The organism is Parapedobacter sp. 2B3, from assembly GCF_041925275.1.
GTDB classification, from domain to species: domain Bacteria; phylum Bacteroidota; class Bacteroidia; order Sphingobacteriales; family Sphingobacteriaceae; genus Parapedobacter; species Parapedobacter pyrenivorans_A.
Genome location: NZ_JBHEUZ010000037.1, coordinates 1 through 16,489, shown reverse-complemented (window position 1 = coordinate 16,489; position 16,489 = coordinate 1). Strand labels below are relative to the sequence as shown.

The following is a 16,489-nucleotide window of genomic DNA, read 5'->3' as shown; positions in this document are numbered from 1 at the left end:
TTTTGACCAATAAAGGATTGCCAAGCCAAGGGTTGTATGGAATTTCTCGCCGGTAAAGTAAGGCTGCGACTTTTAGGTATGTACTATCTACTAAGTACTAAATACCAACAAAGATGAGAATACCAAAATTAGTAACCAATTACAGCGGCATGAGTGATGCTGACCTCGCATCATTGGCTACGCGTACGGCGGATGCCTTGCGTACGAATATCAATTTTCCGGATATGAACCCGGCATTTGTCGACTATGAGCCGCTGGCGCTCGATTACGTGGCCAAGCAGGCCGTTACGGCCAATGGCCGTGCGAGTGGGCAGCAGAAGGAGGAGAAAGACGAAGCCCGTGAGGCGCTGCTCAAGGCCATGCGGGCGGTAGCTGGCTACATCAACAACTTTACGAATGTAAGCTCATTACAATTGAGTTCGGGATTCTTTCCGGTGGCAGACCCAACGGGACTGCAGGCGCCGCGTACGTCCTCGTGGACACGTATCCGCCCGTCCAATAGGCCGGCGGAAATCCTGTTGGAATTTGAAGCCATCCGCGAAGCGTATCAGTACGAAATACAGGTTGCTACTGAACTGGATTTGGAAGGGCAGCCGCTGTGGCAATCCCTGCCATTGGTTTCCGATTCGCGTGGCAACTTCTATGCACCCGTGGAGGATGGTGTGCTGTATTACCTGCGCGTGCGCTCACTCAACAAACGTGGCATAAGCGTGTGGAGCCCGGTGGCTACGGGCAAAGTGTGGGTACAATAATCCCGTAACGCGATGAATAAGTGGATTATATTGGTAACAGGCTCCGTTGTTTTCGGGGCCTGTTCCATGAAACGGCATACCGAACGGACACAGTCGGCTTCGGCCCAGATGAGCATGCTGGAAGAACGATCCGGCCTCCGTGGAGGCACCATGGAAGCGGCCCTGAACCGATCGCTGCAAATCGAGCGGCGCTGGGTGGTTGAACTGCCGGAAGTAAGCGGCCGTATCCGTTATGAAGAGCACATCCGCTTGGGGGTTTCCGGGCAGGTGGCGACCGGTTCCGTACACCGGGAGGAAGTTTCGTCCAGCCGACAAGTGGATCGGGAGCGGCGCGACTACGACGTCAGCGAAAAGGCCGGCGAAGTGCAGGGAATACGTTGGAGTTGGTGGTTGCTGGGCATCATGGTAGGCGCGGGCGCATGGGTGGCTTGGCGGTTTATCCGGGTTTGGCCATTTAAGTAAATGAAAGTTTGCGCACACCTTATTGAAAGATGCGGACGGTAAATCCATATACGCGGGGACGATCCCGTTCGGCAGTGTACATGGGTACAGGCGCGGCAGACCGATTGCAGGCTGCCGCGTCGTTGTTTTGGGCGGATGCTGAACCATCCAGTGACTACCCGGCAATAGGCCGCTGCACAGCCGAAGTAAGCGGTTTGCCGGATCAAGTAAGTGGTTTGCCGGATCAGGAAACCGGTTTCGCGGTATCGGTGGGCAGTAACCGCGCACCACTAAGCAATGCGTGCGCACAACCAGCAGCAGGCGGGAAGTCAATAAGCAGTTACACGGACAACGTAGTAAGTGCTGTTGCAGACCTGGTCATCAACGCCGCGCAACGGGCTGGTTGTACGCAGCAACAGACTAGGTTGGAGTAGGACTAGACGATAACCGCTGTATAGACAGCACCAATGCATCGCAACGTAACTACGGAAGCGGTGAAACGGCATACTTCCGGCGTAAAACTGATCAATGCGCGCGTATAGGGGGTAACAAGCGCCGGGTTGGTAAACGGTTCCAACTTCAAAACAAAACCGTTACGCCGGTTAATACACCGCAATGCCCGCATAAGCAATCAGTTCCGCGTAGGAAGCGTATGCTTATGATTTACGAACAACACGCAAATGCGGCGGAACATGTTACTGCCGGCGTATCCGTAGATAGAAGTGAAATCGTATTTAACTGCAGACGCGGCGGTAGGGGATGGGGATACCGCAGAATGGGTTATCGTCCATAAATAAGGAAACGGTGTACGCGTAGAAGTAAATACAGGCATCGATAAAATTGCTTACTTTTAGCTCCAGAAAACACTTAGTAGCTTACCGGAAGCTAGGGATAAGATTGATAACCAATGCGAAAACTGATAAAAAACATGGTGTTGACGGCGCTAATCGCCATGCTAGGAGTGACATCCGGTGCCGCCCAGTCCGTACATCAGGGGGGTGACCATGCAGCTACGCTAAAGGCTGCATTGGCCGATCACTTTTTAATAGGCACGGCATTAAATGAAAAGCAACTTGCAGGCAAGGATTCCGTCGGGCTCGAGCTTGCATTAACGCATTTTAATACCATTGTCGGTGAAAACTGCATGAAAGCGAGTAGATTGCAGCCGAGCGAAGGGGTGTTTGATTTTCGATTTGCGGACCAGCTCGTCGCGTTGGGCGAGAAAAATGGAATGACCGTTATTGGGCATACACTCATCTGGCATAGCCAGTTGCCCCGATGGTTTGGTCTGGAAGCAGGGAAACAGGTAAGCCCCGACCTATTGAAGCAACGCATGAAAACGCATATCGAAACCGTCGTAAAGCGATATAAAGGGCGGGTAAAAGGATGGGATGTCGTCAATGAAGCGTTGAATGATGACGGAACCTACCGCCATAACATTTTCTACGAACTGTTGGGCGAATCGTATTTACCACTGGCTTTCCAGTATGCGCACGAAGCCGATCCGAATGCGGAGCTGTACTATAACGACTATTCGATGGCATTGCCCGCAAAGCGGGAAGGCACGTTAAGGCTATTGAAGCTACTCAAAGCGCATGGTGTTCGCGTAGATGCCGTTGGTATGCAAGGGCATCTCGGAATGGACCGGTCTAACCACCTGAAGGCCTTTGAGGCGAGTATCGTGGCGTTCGCGGCGGTAGGGGTGAAGGTGATGGTCACCGAGCTGGATATGTCGGTATTGCCTTGGCCGGGCCAGCATACCGGTGCTGATATTTCCCAGCATTTCAAATTCCAACAGGAACTGAATCCGTATGCCGACGGCTTGCCGGACGATGTATCCGAACGGTGGAACAAGTTGATGTACGATTATTTCCAATTGTTCATCAAACACGCCCAGGTGATCGACCGGGTGACGGTTTGGGGCGTGGCCGACGGGGATTCGTGGAAGAACAACTGGCCTATGATGGGGCGAACGGACTATCCGTTGCTATTTGACCGGCAACATCAGGCCAAGCCCGTTGTGGAATGGCTCATCCGGGACTACGGGATGGAGTAGTAGTGGCGTTGATTAGTAAGACGTTTGTCGGGAGCTATTCAAAATGTCGAATCCCGTCATCGCGAACCCGTCCAATTCCTGCATTAAAAAGTTTTCTATAACTTTACCCCTGTCAATGCTGACTATATTGTGACACAAGATCGGAGACACCCCACTAGCAATCCCATTGATATGGGAAATACTGTCCAGTTTACGGAAGTGTACAATACCTATTTCCGTCCATTGTGCTACTTTTCGCAGCGATACCTCGGCAGCCGCGACCAAGCGGAAGATGCCGTAGCGGAGGTTTTTACCAAACTATGGCGCCAGCGGACCCACTTTCATGACATAGACCATGCCCGATCCTACCTCTACCGGGCGGCATACAACACTTGCTACACATTGCGTAAGGCCGCTGATGGGCAATCATCGCGCGAGACCCATTATATAGAACAATCTCCTGATGCCGACGAGAGTTACGAACACCACATCGTCCGTGCGGAATTGTGGGCTCAAATATACCGAGCTATCCACGCCTTGCCAACGCAGTGCAGCAAGGTTATGCAGCTAAGTTACCTAGAGGGGCTGACCAATGAGGAAATCGCCCAAGAGTTGGACCTCGCTGTCCAAACTGTTAAAAACCACAAACAGCGCGGGCTTGCTATACTGAGAGCCACGCTCTCTCGTGACGCATACCTGCTACTGGTATTGTGCGTTGGGCTGCTGCGCTAATCAAAACATATATTTTTTTTGAACCCCGTTGGTACTTTTTCCCAACGGGGTAGTGATAGTATAGTAGACGGGTAGTAAAGTCATGGAAAAGGAAGCAGCGTACATCGCCAAACTGATTTATAAATCGAAACTGGAGCAGCTCACTAGCGGAGAAGCAGCCGATTTGCAGGCATGGCTTTCTGCCAGCAGCCGTAATAGCCAATTGTATGAGGAATTACAAGGGGAGGCTGCCCAGCGCGAAGCGATGGGAATGATGAACGCCTACCGTGGCGACGACATTCGGGCACGGATACTCGCTGGCCCGCAGGATGCGCCGATCCGACCTGCTTCTTCGCAGGTATGGAGGTTGCGTAGGTGGCTCCCCTATGCGGCTGCTGTCATTGTCGCGCTGTCGGTTGGGTTTTTCTTTTGGGAACAAGGGCAAAGGAATGAGGAGCAAGGACAACGTAATAAAGAGCAAGCGCTTGATTTGGCTGCGGCGAACATCCTGCCAGGCGGGAACAGAGCTACGCTTACCCTGGCCGATGGCCGAATAATAAATCTGGACGATGCCCAAACAGGGATCATCGTTGGAGACGAGGATATTAAATATCAGGACGGTACATCGTTAGCACTGGCTCCCACTGGCGGGGGTGAAGGAAGACTAGGAGAGATAGCGGAACTGGTATTATCGACCCCTAAAGGCGGTACTTACCAAGTTACACTCCCAGATGGCTCGAAAGTGTGGCTCAACTCCGCATCGACATTAAAATACCCAAGTCGCTTTAGCGATACGGAACGAATAGTCGAACTCACGGGTGAAGCGTACTTCGATATTGCACAAAAGCAACGGACGCAACCCGCGGGTCAGCTGCCGACGGAGACGCTTGTGCCTTTCTTGGTCAAAACCAATGGCCAAACGGTCGAAGTGCTCGGTACGGAGTTCAATATTTCCGCTTACGGTAGCGACCCTGAAATCAAAACAACGCTGGTGGAAGGAAAAGTGAACGTGGCGGTGGCAGGTGGTGCGCAGGCCGGGCTATCTACTAACGTGCTAACCCCAGGTCAACAAGCCATCACGCGCGGAGCGCATACCGAAATTAAACAAGTAGATGTAGACCAATACACTGCATGGAAAGAAGGGTGGATGATATTTCAGGATAAATCATTTGACCAGATCATGCGCGAGGTAGAGCGCTGGTATGATATCGAGGTCCGCTATGAAGGTACTATTCCGCGGGAGGTAGGCTACGGCATGACCAAGCGTACAGAAAATCTATCGGTCGTTTTACAGTTACTCGAATCCGGCGGGATTCGTTTCCGTTTGGATGACCGCATATTAACTATTGTAAATCAAAAAGGGGGGTAAAGCAACACAAGAGAAGACGTTTTGCTGGCGTCTTTAAAAAAAGGGAAGTGCTACCAACACCTCCCTCAAACAGCTCGGAAATTATTGGGTGACGACACGTTTGTAATGCATGTTGCGTCGCACCCGCAAACACAATTAATAACCAAACAGGTCAAAATTAATGAAAAATAAATTACTTTTTAGGGTAATGAGATTGCTTGTGCTCTTTTGGTTGGTCGGCTTGATGCATGTTTCGGCAGGTATCTATTCGCAGACCGTTACACTCAAGGGGAAATCGCTGGAACTAGCCGAGGTCTTCAGCGCGGTGCGGAAGCAAACCGGACTGGGAGTTTATGGGTTCCAGTCGATGTTTGAAGGGAGCCACCCGGTTACGGTAGATGTGAAGGCGATGCCGGTTGACCAGTTTTTGAAACTGGTGCTAAACAACCAACCGCTGGAAGCGTGGATTGAAAACCACACAATTGTCATCAAAAGAAAACGTGAACAAAGCGATTTAAATAGTGGAAGTCATGCGGTTGAAAGCGTACAGCAACGAACCGTTACTGGCCGGGTGACAGATCAAGCGGGAAATCCGCTGGAGGGCGTAACGGTGCGGGTAAAGGGAACTAATGTGGTTACCATTACCAATGCTGATGGCAGTTACCAGATTGATGTGCAGAAAAGCGGAAGCACGCTAAGCTATACGACCGTTGGATTCGAATCGGTAACATTGGTGGTGGAGAATCAATCAGCAATCCATGTAGCACTGACGGAGACGGTAAATGATTTGGATGAAGTGGTGGTAGTGGGGTACGGTACGCAAAAGAAGCTCAATCTTACCGGAGCGGTACAAAGCGTTGATATGTCTGATGCGATTAACACACCGGTCTCTAATTCAGGCCAATTGATGTACGGTAAGTTTTCAGGCGTTAACCTCACTCAGAATAGCGGCCTGCCAGGTCAGGATGGATCAAGTATCGTGATTCGAGGCATAGGGACATTTGGTAATAGAGTGCCATTGGTAGTAATAGACGGTATGCAGTTTGATGGCCTGCGAGAATTTAATCAGTTGAGTCCTGCCGATATTAAATCAGTTACCGTGCTGAAAGACGCTTCTGCCGTTGCAATTTATGGGGCAAGGGGGGCAAATGGTGTTATCTTGATTGAAACCAAGAAAGGGCTGGCAGGAAAATTTCAGCTATCGTACAATAATTACTTTGGTATACAAGACGCGACAAGGAAGCCCGAGTTTGCGAGTGCTTATGAGTATGCGATACTCATGAATGAAAACCTCATAGGTAGATCGGGAGGAAATAATAACGCCGCTAGGTATACCGAAAAGGATCTGCAAGAGATATTGGATGGAACTAATCCGGATCAGTTTGCAAATACCGATTGGGTGGACGTCCTTTTGCAAAAAGCACCAGTTCAGAATCACCATTTCTCTGCTGCGGGCGGGAATCAACATACAACGTACCGGGTTGGGATAGGCTACCTCTCGCAAGGATCTATCATTGATGGTAAGTTTGGTTACGACAGGCTGAGCTACATGCTGAATTTGAATTCTGCCCCTAAGGAATGGTTGCGTATCAACAATTCGCTTTTGGGCGCTTATAAAGCTTTGCAGGGGCCATCGAATTACAACACGAGAGCATCACTCGTTATGCAGAAGCTCGCGTTATCTCCAACAATCCCGGTCAAGTATTCCAATGGGTATTACGGGGTCTCTGATGGTACGTTTAAGAGAAGCATTGCGCTTTCTAATCAACATAATCCGGTAGAGGAGGGTTATTTCGGTAACTACGAAGATAAATCATTCAACATTAATAACCGTTTCAGTGTATCCGCTATCCCGCTGAAATCCTTGAGTATTGAGTCGGCTATATCCGTCAATCTGGATTTCAATGACATTTCTAATTTTACGCCAATGAGAACCACCTATTGGTGGGATGGAAGTACTGTTTCAAAAAATGCAGCCAACACATTGGAAAACTCATTCAATAAAGAAAGTCAATGGCTGTGGGAGAACATCGTACGGTATGATGGATCAATAGGGGCTAAACATGAGTTTAACTTTCTTGTGGGCCACTCGGCAAGTGTTTACGATTCAGATGGTTTTAATGGTAGCCTACAAGGTTTTCCCACAGATAATCTTTACGAATTCAATGCCGGAGGTACATTAAATCCAAAGGTTAGCGGCAATCGGGTCGGACGTTCTTTGCAGTCTTTTTTTGGGAGAGTCAATTACAACTTTGCTAATCGATACCTGTTTGAGGCAAATTTCAGAAGAGATGGGTCGTCTAAGTTTGGTCCGGATAATCGGTATGCGAATTTCCCATCGATTTCTGCTGGGTGGGTGTTGAGCGAGGAGGGGTTTTTTCAAAATTCAAAGTTCTTAGATGGCGTCGACCTACTAAAAATCAGAGGGAGTTGGGGTAAAACAGGCAATAACAGAATAGGGGATTATATTTGGAATCAAACCTATGACACTGGTATCGATTATATTTTGGGTCGGGGCCAGCAAATCGCAAGCGGCGTTGCGATGACAAGTTTAGCCAATCGGGACATCAAATGGGAAACCAGCGAGCAATTCAACATTGGCTTGGATGCATACCTACTAAAGAATAGACTGGGTTTGGTGGTGGACTATTTCAGGCGAAATAGTTACGATGTATTATACACGAATTTTCCGGTACCCAGTACGTTAGGCGTATCGAGTTTGGCGGCGAGGAATTCTGCAAGTGTTTTAAATACAGGACTAGAAGCGAATCTGAATTACCAAAAACGAGGTAACTTTTCCTACCAAGTAGGCTTGAATGTGACCAAAATGTTCAAGCAAACCGTTACCGATTTGGGTGGGGGAATACAAACGATCGCGGGGAATACCATAATAGCAAAAGGCCAGCCTTTCATGGCGTATTATGGCTATCAATGGGCAGGTATTTTTCAAACCAGCGAGGAGGTTGCAAATGCGCCCATACAATTTGGGTATTCGAACTTGAAACCAGGGGACGTACGCTATGCTGATATTGATGGGCCAGATGGAGCTCCGGATGGAAAAGTTGACGCCTACGACAGGAAAGTTATCGGCAATCCGCACCCTGCATGGTACCTTGGTGCGAATGTTAGTTTGCAATATAAAGGCTTTGATTGCAGCTTTGCTTTTCAGGGGTTACTTGATGTAGACCGATTTATCCAAGATGATCCGACCTACGGTTTTGAAACGGTTACTTGGAATGCTTATCGGTACTGGATGGATCGTTGGACCCCTGAAAATCCCAGTAACACCTTGCACCGAATTGGAGGGAATAAAGAAAATAATATAAGGCCATCTGCGCAATATCTTGAAGACGGTTCGTATGTAAGACTCCGAAATATAGAGTTGGGGTATACGCTACCTGTTGCGCTAAGGAGCCGGCTCGGACTTGCCGGGATGCGGGTTTTTGCAGCAGCACAAAACGTGCTGACATTTACTAGCATGAACGGCAATCTTGATCCGGAGCGAAACATGAGTAATTTCAGTGTTCAAAATGTCCCTATTTACAAAGTGTATAGTGTAGGGGTTAATATAACGCTTTAACCGTATTCTAATGAAACAGCAAATTAAAATATATAGTATGCTGCTGACAGCAACGATAGCGTTGTCTTGTAGCGGAGAATTTTTGAACCTCTCTTCAAACACCGAAATATCATCTGCCACGCTATATAAAAGTGAAGAGGATGTGAAATTGGTCGTTAATGGAGTCTATAAGCAGTTACAATCGAATTCGATTTATGGAGGTAGCTTTAATACCGGCGGGGTCTGTAGTATTGTAGAATACGATAGTTTTACGGATAACACCTGGAATTGGTATTTGCAGGTTGGTCCGGGGGCGCTCACTAGGGGTGAGGCAGATCCTGCTAACGCTTTCTTTTACAATACGTGGTCGGCTCATTATCGGGGAATAGCGAGATGCAACGATGCTATTTCTAATATTGAAAAAATGGATGAAGCGCTAATAAAGACGGAGAGCAAACAGGCCTATTTGGGGCAGTTGTATTTTCTGCGAGCCTTATTTTATTTCAATCTTGCCGTATATTACGATGAAGTGCCCTTGCTGGTAGTGCCTCAAACCCTGGAGAATCCGTACCCTGTTAAAAATAGCCAGCAAGCTGTTTTTGAGCAGGTTATTTCAGACCTGAATTTTGCGGTCGATGTGTTGCCAGTGGTGTATCCGGCAGAATTGATTGGATACGCAACCCAGGGAGCAGCGCTGGGGCTGTTGGCCCGTGTAGAGCTTTATACCGGAAACTGGCGTGCGGTAGATGAACTTACGAGAAAGATAATCGATCTGGGAATTTATAATTTAGATTTTCCTTACGACCGGCAATTCACGCCGGAGGGCGAGCTATCGGGAGATGTTGTTTTTTCTGTTCGATTTGACGATATGCCTGGTTTTAATGTAGGGGAGTTGTTTTCTCGCACCCAAACGGGTATGGCGGATCCCACCCACCAACCGCTGGCTAATTTAGTGAATGATTATTACTGCGTGGATGGGTTGCCTGTTTCGACGTCGCCATTGTTTAGTCAAGACAACGAAAAACTAGATAGAGACCCGAGGCTTTTGGCCACCATCTATTTTAATGGGGATCAGTTTAATTTGGATCTGCCCAATCTCAAAGTAAATACCCTTACGGGATACGGCGTTAGAAAATATGTTCGTGATCAAGTCACGGATAAAGGAACAATGTTGAATCAAGCAGGGGGGCAGGATTATTATTTGATTCGTTACGCAGACGTATTGCTTATGCGGGCGGAGGCGCTAATTGAGCAGGACAAGGATTTTGTTGAAGCGGCCTCGTTGATTAATCAAGTAAGGGATAGGGTGGGAATGCCGGCTATTGAAAATGCCGAAGGTGACGGACTACCGCAATCTGAACTTCGGGCTATTTTGAGGCACGAGCGGCGCGTGGAGTTTGCTTTAGAGGGACTACGGTTTTTGGACCTGAAGAGATGGGAACTCGTTGAAGAAGCTTATTCAATCGCAAATATCGATGCCGAAGAAATACCCTCCATGCCTTCTTATGTATATCGTGGCGTAAGAAGCGAAGTATTCCCCGTTCCGCAAAGGGAATTGGATGCAAACCCCAATCTCGATCAACACGATGCGTGGAAATAACGTGCTTATGATTTATCGGTGGATATTATTATTCAGCATCGGCTGTCTTGTTACGTTCGCTTTTAATACCGCACTGGCTCAAACAAAGCGACCCAACATTATCGTCATTCTAGCCGATGATATGGGGTATTCGGATATTGGTTGTTATGGTTCAGAAATCGAAACGCCTAATATTGATCGACTGGCTACTGAGGGGATTCGATTTACCCAATTTTATAATTCGGCTCGATGTTGCCCGTCGAGAGCATCATTGCTGACGGGAATGTATCCACACAATGCGGGAATGGGGGGGATGACGGATACCAGGCTAACGCTCCCAGCGTATCAAGGGTATTTAAATGACGCGTGCATGACGATGGGTGAATTATTTGAGAATGCTGGATATCGAACCTATTTTTCGGGCAAATGGCACGTTGGAGATAGTAGTTGGTGTTGGCCCGTGAATAGGGGGTTTGAGAAATCGTTTGCGTTGATAGGCGGTGCAACTGATTATTTTGACCCTTACAAGGGTAATTATAGCAAGCCGCTGCTTGTGATTGATGATAAACAGTACATCCCACCATCTTCAAATTTTTATTTGACCGATGCGATCAGTGCGTATGCTGAAAAACTGATTGAAGATCATTTGAATACGGATGAGGAAAAGCCTTTTTTGCTTTACCTATCGTACACTGCTCCTCACTGGCCATTGCAGGCGTTGGCCGAAGATATCGAACGATACAAGGCAACGTATGCGGTGGGATGGGATTCAATTCGACTCTCCCGTTATGAACGGATGATGGAACTAGGTGTAATTAATAGGAACACCAAACGCTCTGAGCGGTATGAAGAGGCGCCTAATTGGAATTCGCTATCATCGAGTGAACAATACCAATGGGCGGAAAAGATGGCAATATATGCAGCCATGATCGACCGAATGGATCAGGGAATTGGCGATATACTGACCTGTTTAGATCGTTGGGAGGTTGCGGATAATACGATAGTCGTTTTTCTAAGTGATAACGGCGGATGTGCTGAAGATGTGAGTTTGTTTGGTAAAGGTAAAGCGGATGCTTTGCCCGGCAGACCGGGATCGTTTGTTGGGTACGGGAATACTTGGGCGAATGTAAGTAATACCCCCTTTAGGTTTTTTAAAAGTTGGATGCATGAAGGCGGAATTTCTACTCCCTTTATTATGCGCTACCCAAACGTGATAAGCCCCGGCACGATGGCGTATACGCCGGCGCATATTATCGATGTCGTACCATCACTAATGGAGTATGGGCTGGTTGAGCATCCGGATGAATATCACGGAAAACAAATAAGGGGTATTGATGGTGCTAGTTTGGTGCCGCTAATTGAAGGCGGTTCGAGCATCCCAGCGCGCGTGTATTTTTGGGAACATTTGGGCTTCAGAGCGGTACGTAAGGGAGATTGGAAAGTGGTATCCACGTTTCCTGAAAACAGATGGGAATTATATAATATGGACGTTGATCGGAGTGAGGCCGTTGACCTGAGTTCTGTTTTTCCTGAGAAAGTGGAGGAACTGGATTCGCTCTATGTCGATTGGGCCGAAAGCTCGAACGTATTGCCCTGGGAATACGTTAGGAAACAGCGACGCAAATAAAGTTCGCATTGCGGCCCAAGGGGTTCATTAATCATACCTTATTAAACTTGAAGTAACATGAGATATTTCGTTTGTGTGTTTTGTGTGTTTTTGTATGTAGGGGTAAATGCCCAGCAAAACGATGGGGGTGAAGCGTCTCAAGTACGTGTATATATCTCGGAAAACTGGGGTAGCACCGTGATGCAGGCCACTAACGTCCGCGACGACTTGATTCCGCTTCCCCATCCGTATAGCGTGCCGACGGTGGAGGGCGAAACTGCTTTTAAAGCGATGTTCTATTGGGATACTTACTTTACCAACTTGGGATTGTTGCGCGACGGTCAGGAGGTGCAGGCCAAAAACAACGTAGACAATATCATCTACCTGGTAGACACGTACGGCAAAATGCCCAACGCTAGTACCAAAGCAATGCTCAACCGATCACAGCCACCCTATCTGAGCATGATGATTGCGGATGTTTTTGAGTACGGAAAGGATACCGTGTGGTTGCGAGAGGCCGTACAGACATTGGAGAAGGAATATAGGTTCTGGATGACCAACCGGGTAACGCCCAACGGGTTGAACCGGTATTCCTCGTCGGCCACCTCATCGGAGAAGATCGGGATGGCGAAACTGTGGGCGTCTAGATCGGGAGATGAGCGGATGCTGCAAGGTAAAAGTGAAGCTGAAATGGTCCGTATGGGCGGGCACGTACTGGCTGAGGCCGAATCTGGATGGGATTTTACGCCCCGTTTCGACAACCGATGCGAAGACTTCAACCCGGTGGACTTGAACAGCAACTTGTACTTGTATGAGCGGAACTTTGCGCGATTTTACCGGGCACTCGGCGCAGAAACAACGGCCGCGGCGTGGGATAAAGCGGCATCGCAGCGAAAAGCGCTTATGGAACGGTATTGCATCGATGCGGCAACGGGGTTGTTCGCAGATTATGATTTCGTGAACCAACGGCATGCTGATGTGGTTTCGGCTGCATTGTTCTCGGTGCTGTACAGTGGATTGGCAGACCAGGAACAGGCAGCTGCAATCGTACGTGCTCTTGGATTGTTGGAAACCCCCTATGGCATAAAGACCTGTGCGGAGGGGCCGCGTAGCTTTACTTACCAATGGGATACCCCCAATGGGTGGCCACCTTTACATTATCTGGCCGTAAAAGGATTGTATGACTACGGTTATTTGGAGGAAGGAAGGCGTATTGGCAATAAATACCTGAATACGGTAACCGAAAATTTCCGGCGGACTAGACACTTGTGGGAGAAATATAATGTGGATGACGGATCGGTAAATACGGTAAACGAATACGAAATGCCTAAATTCCTTGGCTGGACGGCCGGGGTATTTGTGGCGATTGCCGACCTGCTTTCAACCCATCGCGATCATTATGCGGGTTTGCGCGATTCATGGCTGGAGAAGGCCCGGGCAAACATCCCGGAATTGATCAGCACAAAGCGATATCCGCTCCGGTTAGTAGAAATCGCCCACGCACCGGAAGCTTTCCAAGGGTATGCTGCTGCGAACGCCAGGAATGTCAACACACTATATGTTTGCCCGTTTTCCAAAGAAGAGCCAGTCGTGCTTGATTTTGGTGAACACTTGACGGGTACGTTTCACTTCTCACTACGGGCGTTGAATCGGGTAGCTGACGCGCCGGTGAAACTGAGATTCACATTTGGCGAAGTTCCGTCCGAAGTTGCGACGGCATTTGATCCTTATCCGGGAAGCTTGGCGCGCGGTTGGCTGCAAGATGAGGAGGTGACGGTGATGACCATGTCGGACACAGTTGTCTTAGACAGGCGAATGGCGTTTCGATACGTCAAAGTGGAGGCTATCGGGCTGCCGAACTATGATTTCGCATTCAGTACGGCATACTGTATGGCAACGACCTCTGCTTCGGGAAAACCAGACAACCTTGCCGCTGGCACCGATCCTATGGTCGCGCAGATTGACCGTATCGGGCTGCTCACACTGAAGGAGTGCATGCAAACGGTGTTTGAGGACGGCCCGAAACGGGATCGTCGGCTGTGGATAGGCGACCTTTATCTGCAATCGATGGCCAACATGTATTCCTTTGATCAGCAAGATCTGACCCGGCGGTGCCTGTACCTGTTAGCAGGCGTCAGCGATACGTCGGGCTACCTGTACCCTACGTTGTTCGAGCGGCCGTTTCCACATGCGCAGCGCGGACCATTCCTGCTGGAATACGCACTGCTGTACAATGCGACGCTGAATGCCTATCTCGATGCCACGGGGGATATGGAAACAGCAAAGGACCTGTGGCCTGTGGCTAGGAGACAGATCGACATCGTTCGTGACTTGGTAGGGGATGATGGCATGGTGAACTATGTGCAAGCCATCAAAGACTACTGGGTATTTTTTGACTGGAACGACAAGCTTCACAAAGAAGCTGCTTTGCAGGGATTCATGGTGTTTGCACTGAAGGAGTCGTATGAACTGGCTTCCAGACTGGGCAAGGAGGGGGAAATAGCGGATGTGCCTGCGCTGACCAACAAGCTGGCCCGAGCGGCGCTTGAGCGAATGTATGACCGGAAACGGCAACTGTTTGTGGGCACGCTCGATTCGCAGCTTTCTTATGCGTCGCAGCTATGGATGGTTCTGGGAGGTGTAGTGAAAGGGCAAAGGGCCAGAGACTTGCTGCGTAAGGTGGACGAGCAGGTGGATGCTGTAAAGCCCAATTCACCTTATTTGTATCACTACTACATACAGGCGCTCGTTAATTCCGGCCTTCACGCGGAAGCAAAGGATAGACTGACGGCTTATTGGGGAAGTATGGTGAAGAAAGGCGCAGATACATTCTGGGAAGTGTTTAACGAAGGGAATGATTACCTCAGTCCCTACGGGTTTTACCCAATGAATAGTTATTGCCATGCGTGGAGCTGTACCCCGGTTTATTTCATCCGGAAATACCCAGCAATTTTTCAATGATGTGATTGAATCCAATTTTAAACATTAGACTCAAAAAAACAGAATTATGAAGAGCAATTTAAACGTGATCGCAGTGGTGCTGTTGGTTTTTATATTGACAGTGTCCTGTACGAAGAAAATCACTATTGAGCCGGATGGGGATGAGCAAGAGGGAGCCCGTAATGATGTGCAGGCATTTTACAATATTGTGGATTTTGGCGCAGACAGTACTGGAGTAGGCGACAGTTCCCCCGCTTTTGATGCTATCCTGTCGGCTGCCATAGGAAGTAAGCAGATCGAGATCTATATCCCATCAGGCAGATATCGGATCGAAAAGCGTATTGTGATAGATAGTACTTTGTTTTTTGGGTTTAATTTTCATCGTGGGCTAATAATTAGGGGGGTGGGGCAAGATGTGACGGAATTGATATGTGATAATAATGACGGTGGTCTTTACTTTAAAGGGAAAACCAACTTACTTTCCGTCACCGTCCGCGATATGTCTATTGTGGCCAATCGGGAAGGGAAGGGGACAGCTATCGAGTTTGATAACGTAAACCCAGGGGATCACCATAGCAGGATGTTGCAAGTGAAAGATGTGCTAATTAGAGGAGAAAAGCATACTACGGGGTACTTTCAAAGTGGGATCAAGTGTTATAATGCATGGTATCCATCTTTTGAACGGGTAGAGATAGCTCCACGCTATGGTGCGGGGACTGAAAATCTGTTTATGGATTACGGTATTTTTCTTGAAGATAGCTATAGTCCACTGATTACCAGTTGTTATATATGGGGGAAAACGGACTACGGGATTTTTTATCGAGGAAATATGAAGATGCCCGAGGACGGGATTATAGACAAAACCTACATCATCAGCGCTAACCATGGCGTTTACATCGATCTAAAGGATTATCCACAATGGTCGGAGCCAGCGTTTAGACTGACGAATAGCCATATTAATTATCGGCAGAACGGGATCTTTCTTAAGGGAGTCAGACAAGTTACCATCAGTGATAACTTATTTTATTGTCAAAATAAGGGTGGAAGTATTTACCTCAACAATACGGACCCTATAAGTGCTTATGAATCGATCGACGTAAATTGCCAGTATGCCTCAGATGTCATTATAGCCAACAATCATTTTACCGAGCCTGCTTCTCCCAAGCGTGTTGCCATAGCGATAGGCGAACTATCCGCATTTGTTTCTATTTCAAACAACCATTTCAACTTTGACGCGCTATGCATACGCAACGAATCCACATCGCCAAGCTATGCGAGTGCAAACGTATTCGGTGGGAAGCCAGATTTCAGGGCTGGAAATCAAACCAAGTACGAAGATGTGACAGGAACATTGCAAAAAATCGAATATTAAAAATGGAAAGAATTATGACTAAGAGGTTCTTTGCGTTAATCATCAAAGGTGTGTTGGTTTTCGTTTTATCCTAAAAGTCGCAGCCTATATAAAAAAACAGGGCTTAATGATTTGAAATAAAATCAGTTAAGCCCTTGTTTTAATGC

11 protein-coding genes are annotated in these 16,489 nt (G+C 48.1%); all 11 read left to right on the top strand.

Annotated features, from left to right (window positions below; translation table 11 throughout):
• Positions 1 to 113: 113 nt before the first annotated feature.
• The 11 genes from ACEVG1_RS20635 to ACEVG1_RS20585 all read left to right on the top strand — a co-directional run bounded on the left by ACEVG1_RS20635 (position 114) and on the right by ACEVG1_RS20585 (position 16,343).
• Positions 114 to 752 (top strand): hypothetical protein, encoded by a 639-nt coding sequence (locus tag ACEVG1_RS20635; protein ID WP_374745625.1) that lies wholly within the window; start codon positions 114 to 116, stop codon positions 750 to 752.
• Between the two features lie 12 nt (positions 753 to 764).
• A complete protein-coding gene (locus ACEVG1_RS20630; protein ID WP_374745624.1) occupies positions 765 to 1,214 on the top strand; it encodes a hypothetical protein in 450 nt (149 codons plus the stop codon).
• A 29-nt stretch (positions 1,215 to 1,243) separates the two neighbouring features.
• Positions 1,244 to 1,627, top strand: a complete 384-nt coding sequence (locus ACEVG1_RS20625) for a hypothetical protein (RefSeq protein ID WP_374745623.1) — start codon at positions 1,244 to 1,246, stop codon at positions 1,625 to 1,627.
• Positions 1,628 to 2,100: 473 nt separating this feature from the next.
• Positions 2,101 to 3,249 carry an endo-1,4-beta-xylanase gene (locus ACEVG1_RS20620; protein WP_374745622.1) on the top strand — a complete coding sequence of 383 codons (1,149 nt, stop codon included), beginning with the start codon at positions 2,101 to 2,103 and terminating at the stop codon, positions 3,247 to 3,249.
• Positions 3,250 to 3,420: 171 nt separating this feature from the next.
• Positions 3,421 to 3,960: an RNA polymerase sigma factor gene (locus ACEVG1_RS20615; RefSeq protein ID WP_374745621.1), complete on the top strand. Its 540-nt coding sequence runs from the start codon at positions 3,421 to 3,423 to the stop codon at positions 3,958 to 3,960.
• A gap of 82 nt (positions 3,961 to 4,042) precedes the next feature.
• On the top strand, positions 4,043 to 5,308 hold the full coding sequence (locus ACEVG1_RS20610; RefSeq protein WP_374745620.1) for a FecR domain-containing protein: 1,266 nt from the start codon (positions 4,043 to 4,045) through the stop codon (positions 5,306 to 5,308).
• Positions 5,309 to 5,468: 160 nt separating this feature from the next.
• Positions 5,469 to 8,867: a TonB-dependent receptor gene (locus tag ACEVG1_RS20605; RefSeq protein ID WP_374745619.1), complete on the top strand. Its 3,399-nt coding sequence runs from the start codon at positions 5,469 to 5,471 to the stop codon at positions 8,865 to 8,867.
• Positions 8,868 to 8,877: 10 nt separating this feature from the next.
• Positions 8,878 to 10,446 (top strand): RagB/SusD family nutrient uptake outer membrane protein, encoded by a 1,569-nt coding sequence (locus ACEVG1_RS20600; RefSeq protein ID WP_374745618.1) that lies wholly within the window; start codon positions 8,878 to 8,880, stop codon positions 10,444 to 10,446.
• Positions 10,406 to 12,052, top strand: coding sequence for an arylsulfatase (locus ACEVG1_RS20595; protein ID WP_374745617.1), 1,647 nt, complete (start codon positions 10,406 to 10,408; stop codon positions 12,050 to 12,052). The genes ACEVG1_RS20600 and ACEVG1_RS20595 overlap by 41 nt, the downstream gene beginning before the upstream one ends.
• A 57-nt stretch (positions 12,053 to 12,109) precedes the next feature.
• Positions 12,110 to 14,992, top strand: coding sequence for a trehalase family glycosidase (locus tag ACEVG1_RS20590; protein WP_374745616.1), 2,883 nt, complete (start codon positions 12,110 to 12,112; stop codon positions 14,990 to 14,992).
• 46 nt (positions 14,993 to 15,038) lie between these two features.
• On the top strand, positions 15,039 to 16,343 hold the full coding sequence (locus ACEVG1_RS20585; protein ID WP_374745615.1) for a glycosyl hydrolase family 28-related protein: 1,305 nt from the start codon (positions 15,039 to 15,041) through the stop codon (positions 16,341 to 16,343).
• Positions 16,344 to 16,489: the final 146 nt, after the last annotated feature.

What these genes read in the sequence shown, in the direction of transcription:
- ACEVG1_RS20600 (WP_374745618.1), top strand. Translation starts at nt 8,878, where the DNA reads ATGAAACAGCAAATTAAAATATATAGTATGCTGCTGACAGCAACGATA.
- ACEVG1_RS20615 (WP_374745621.1), top strand. Translation starts at nt 3,421, where the DNA reads ATGGGAAATACTGTCCAGTTTACGGAAGTGTACAATACCTATTTCCGT.
- ACEVG1_RS20595 (WP_374745617.1), top strand. Translation starts at nt 10,406, where the DNA reads ATGCAAACCCCAATCTCGATCAACACGATGCGTGGAAATAACGTGCTT.
- ACEVG1_RS20630 (WP_374745624.1), top strand. Translation starts at nt 765, where the DNA reads ATGAATAAGTGGATTATATTGGTAACAGGCTCCGTTGTTTTCGGGGCC.
- ACEVG1_RS20585 (WP_374745615.1), top strand. Translation starts at nt 15,039, where the DNA reads ATGAAGAGCAATTTAAACGTGATCGCAGTGGTGCTGTTGGTTTTTATA.
- ACEVG1_RS20635 (WP_374745625.1), top strand. Translation starts at nt 114, where the DNA reads ATGAGAATACCAAAATTAGTAACCAATTACAGCGGCATGAGTGATGCT.
- ACEVG1_RS20610 (WP_374745620.1), top strand. Translation starts at nt 4,043, where the DNA reads ATGGAAAAGGAAGCAGCGTACATCGCCAAACTGATTTATAAATCGAAA.
- ACEVG1_RS20590 (WP_374745616.1), top strand. Translation starts at nt 12,110, where the DNA reads ATGAGATATTTCGTTTGTGTGTTTTGTGTGTTTTTGTATGTAGGGGTA.
- ACEVG1_RS20605 (WP_374745619.1), top strand. Translation starts at nt 5,469, where the DNA reads ATGAAAAATAAATTACTTTTTAGGGTAATGAGATTGCTTGTGCTCTTT.
- ACEVG1_RS20620 (WP_374745622.1), top strand. Translation starts at nt 2,101, where the DNA reads ATGCGAAAACTGATAAAAAACATGGTGTTGACGGCGCTAATCGCCATG.
- ACEVG1_RS20625 (WP_374745623.1), top strand. Translation starts at nt 1,244, where the DNA reads ATGCGGACGGTAAATCCATATACGCGGGGACGATCCCGTTCGGCAGTG.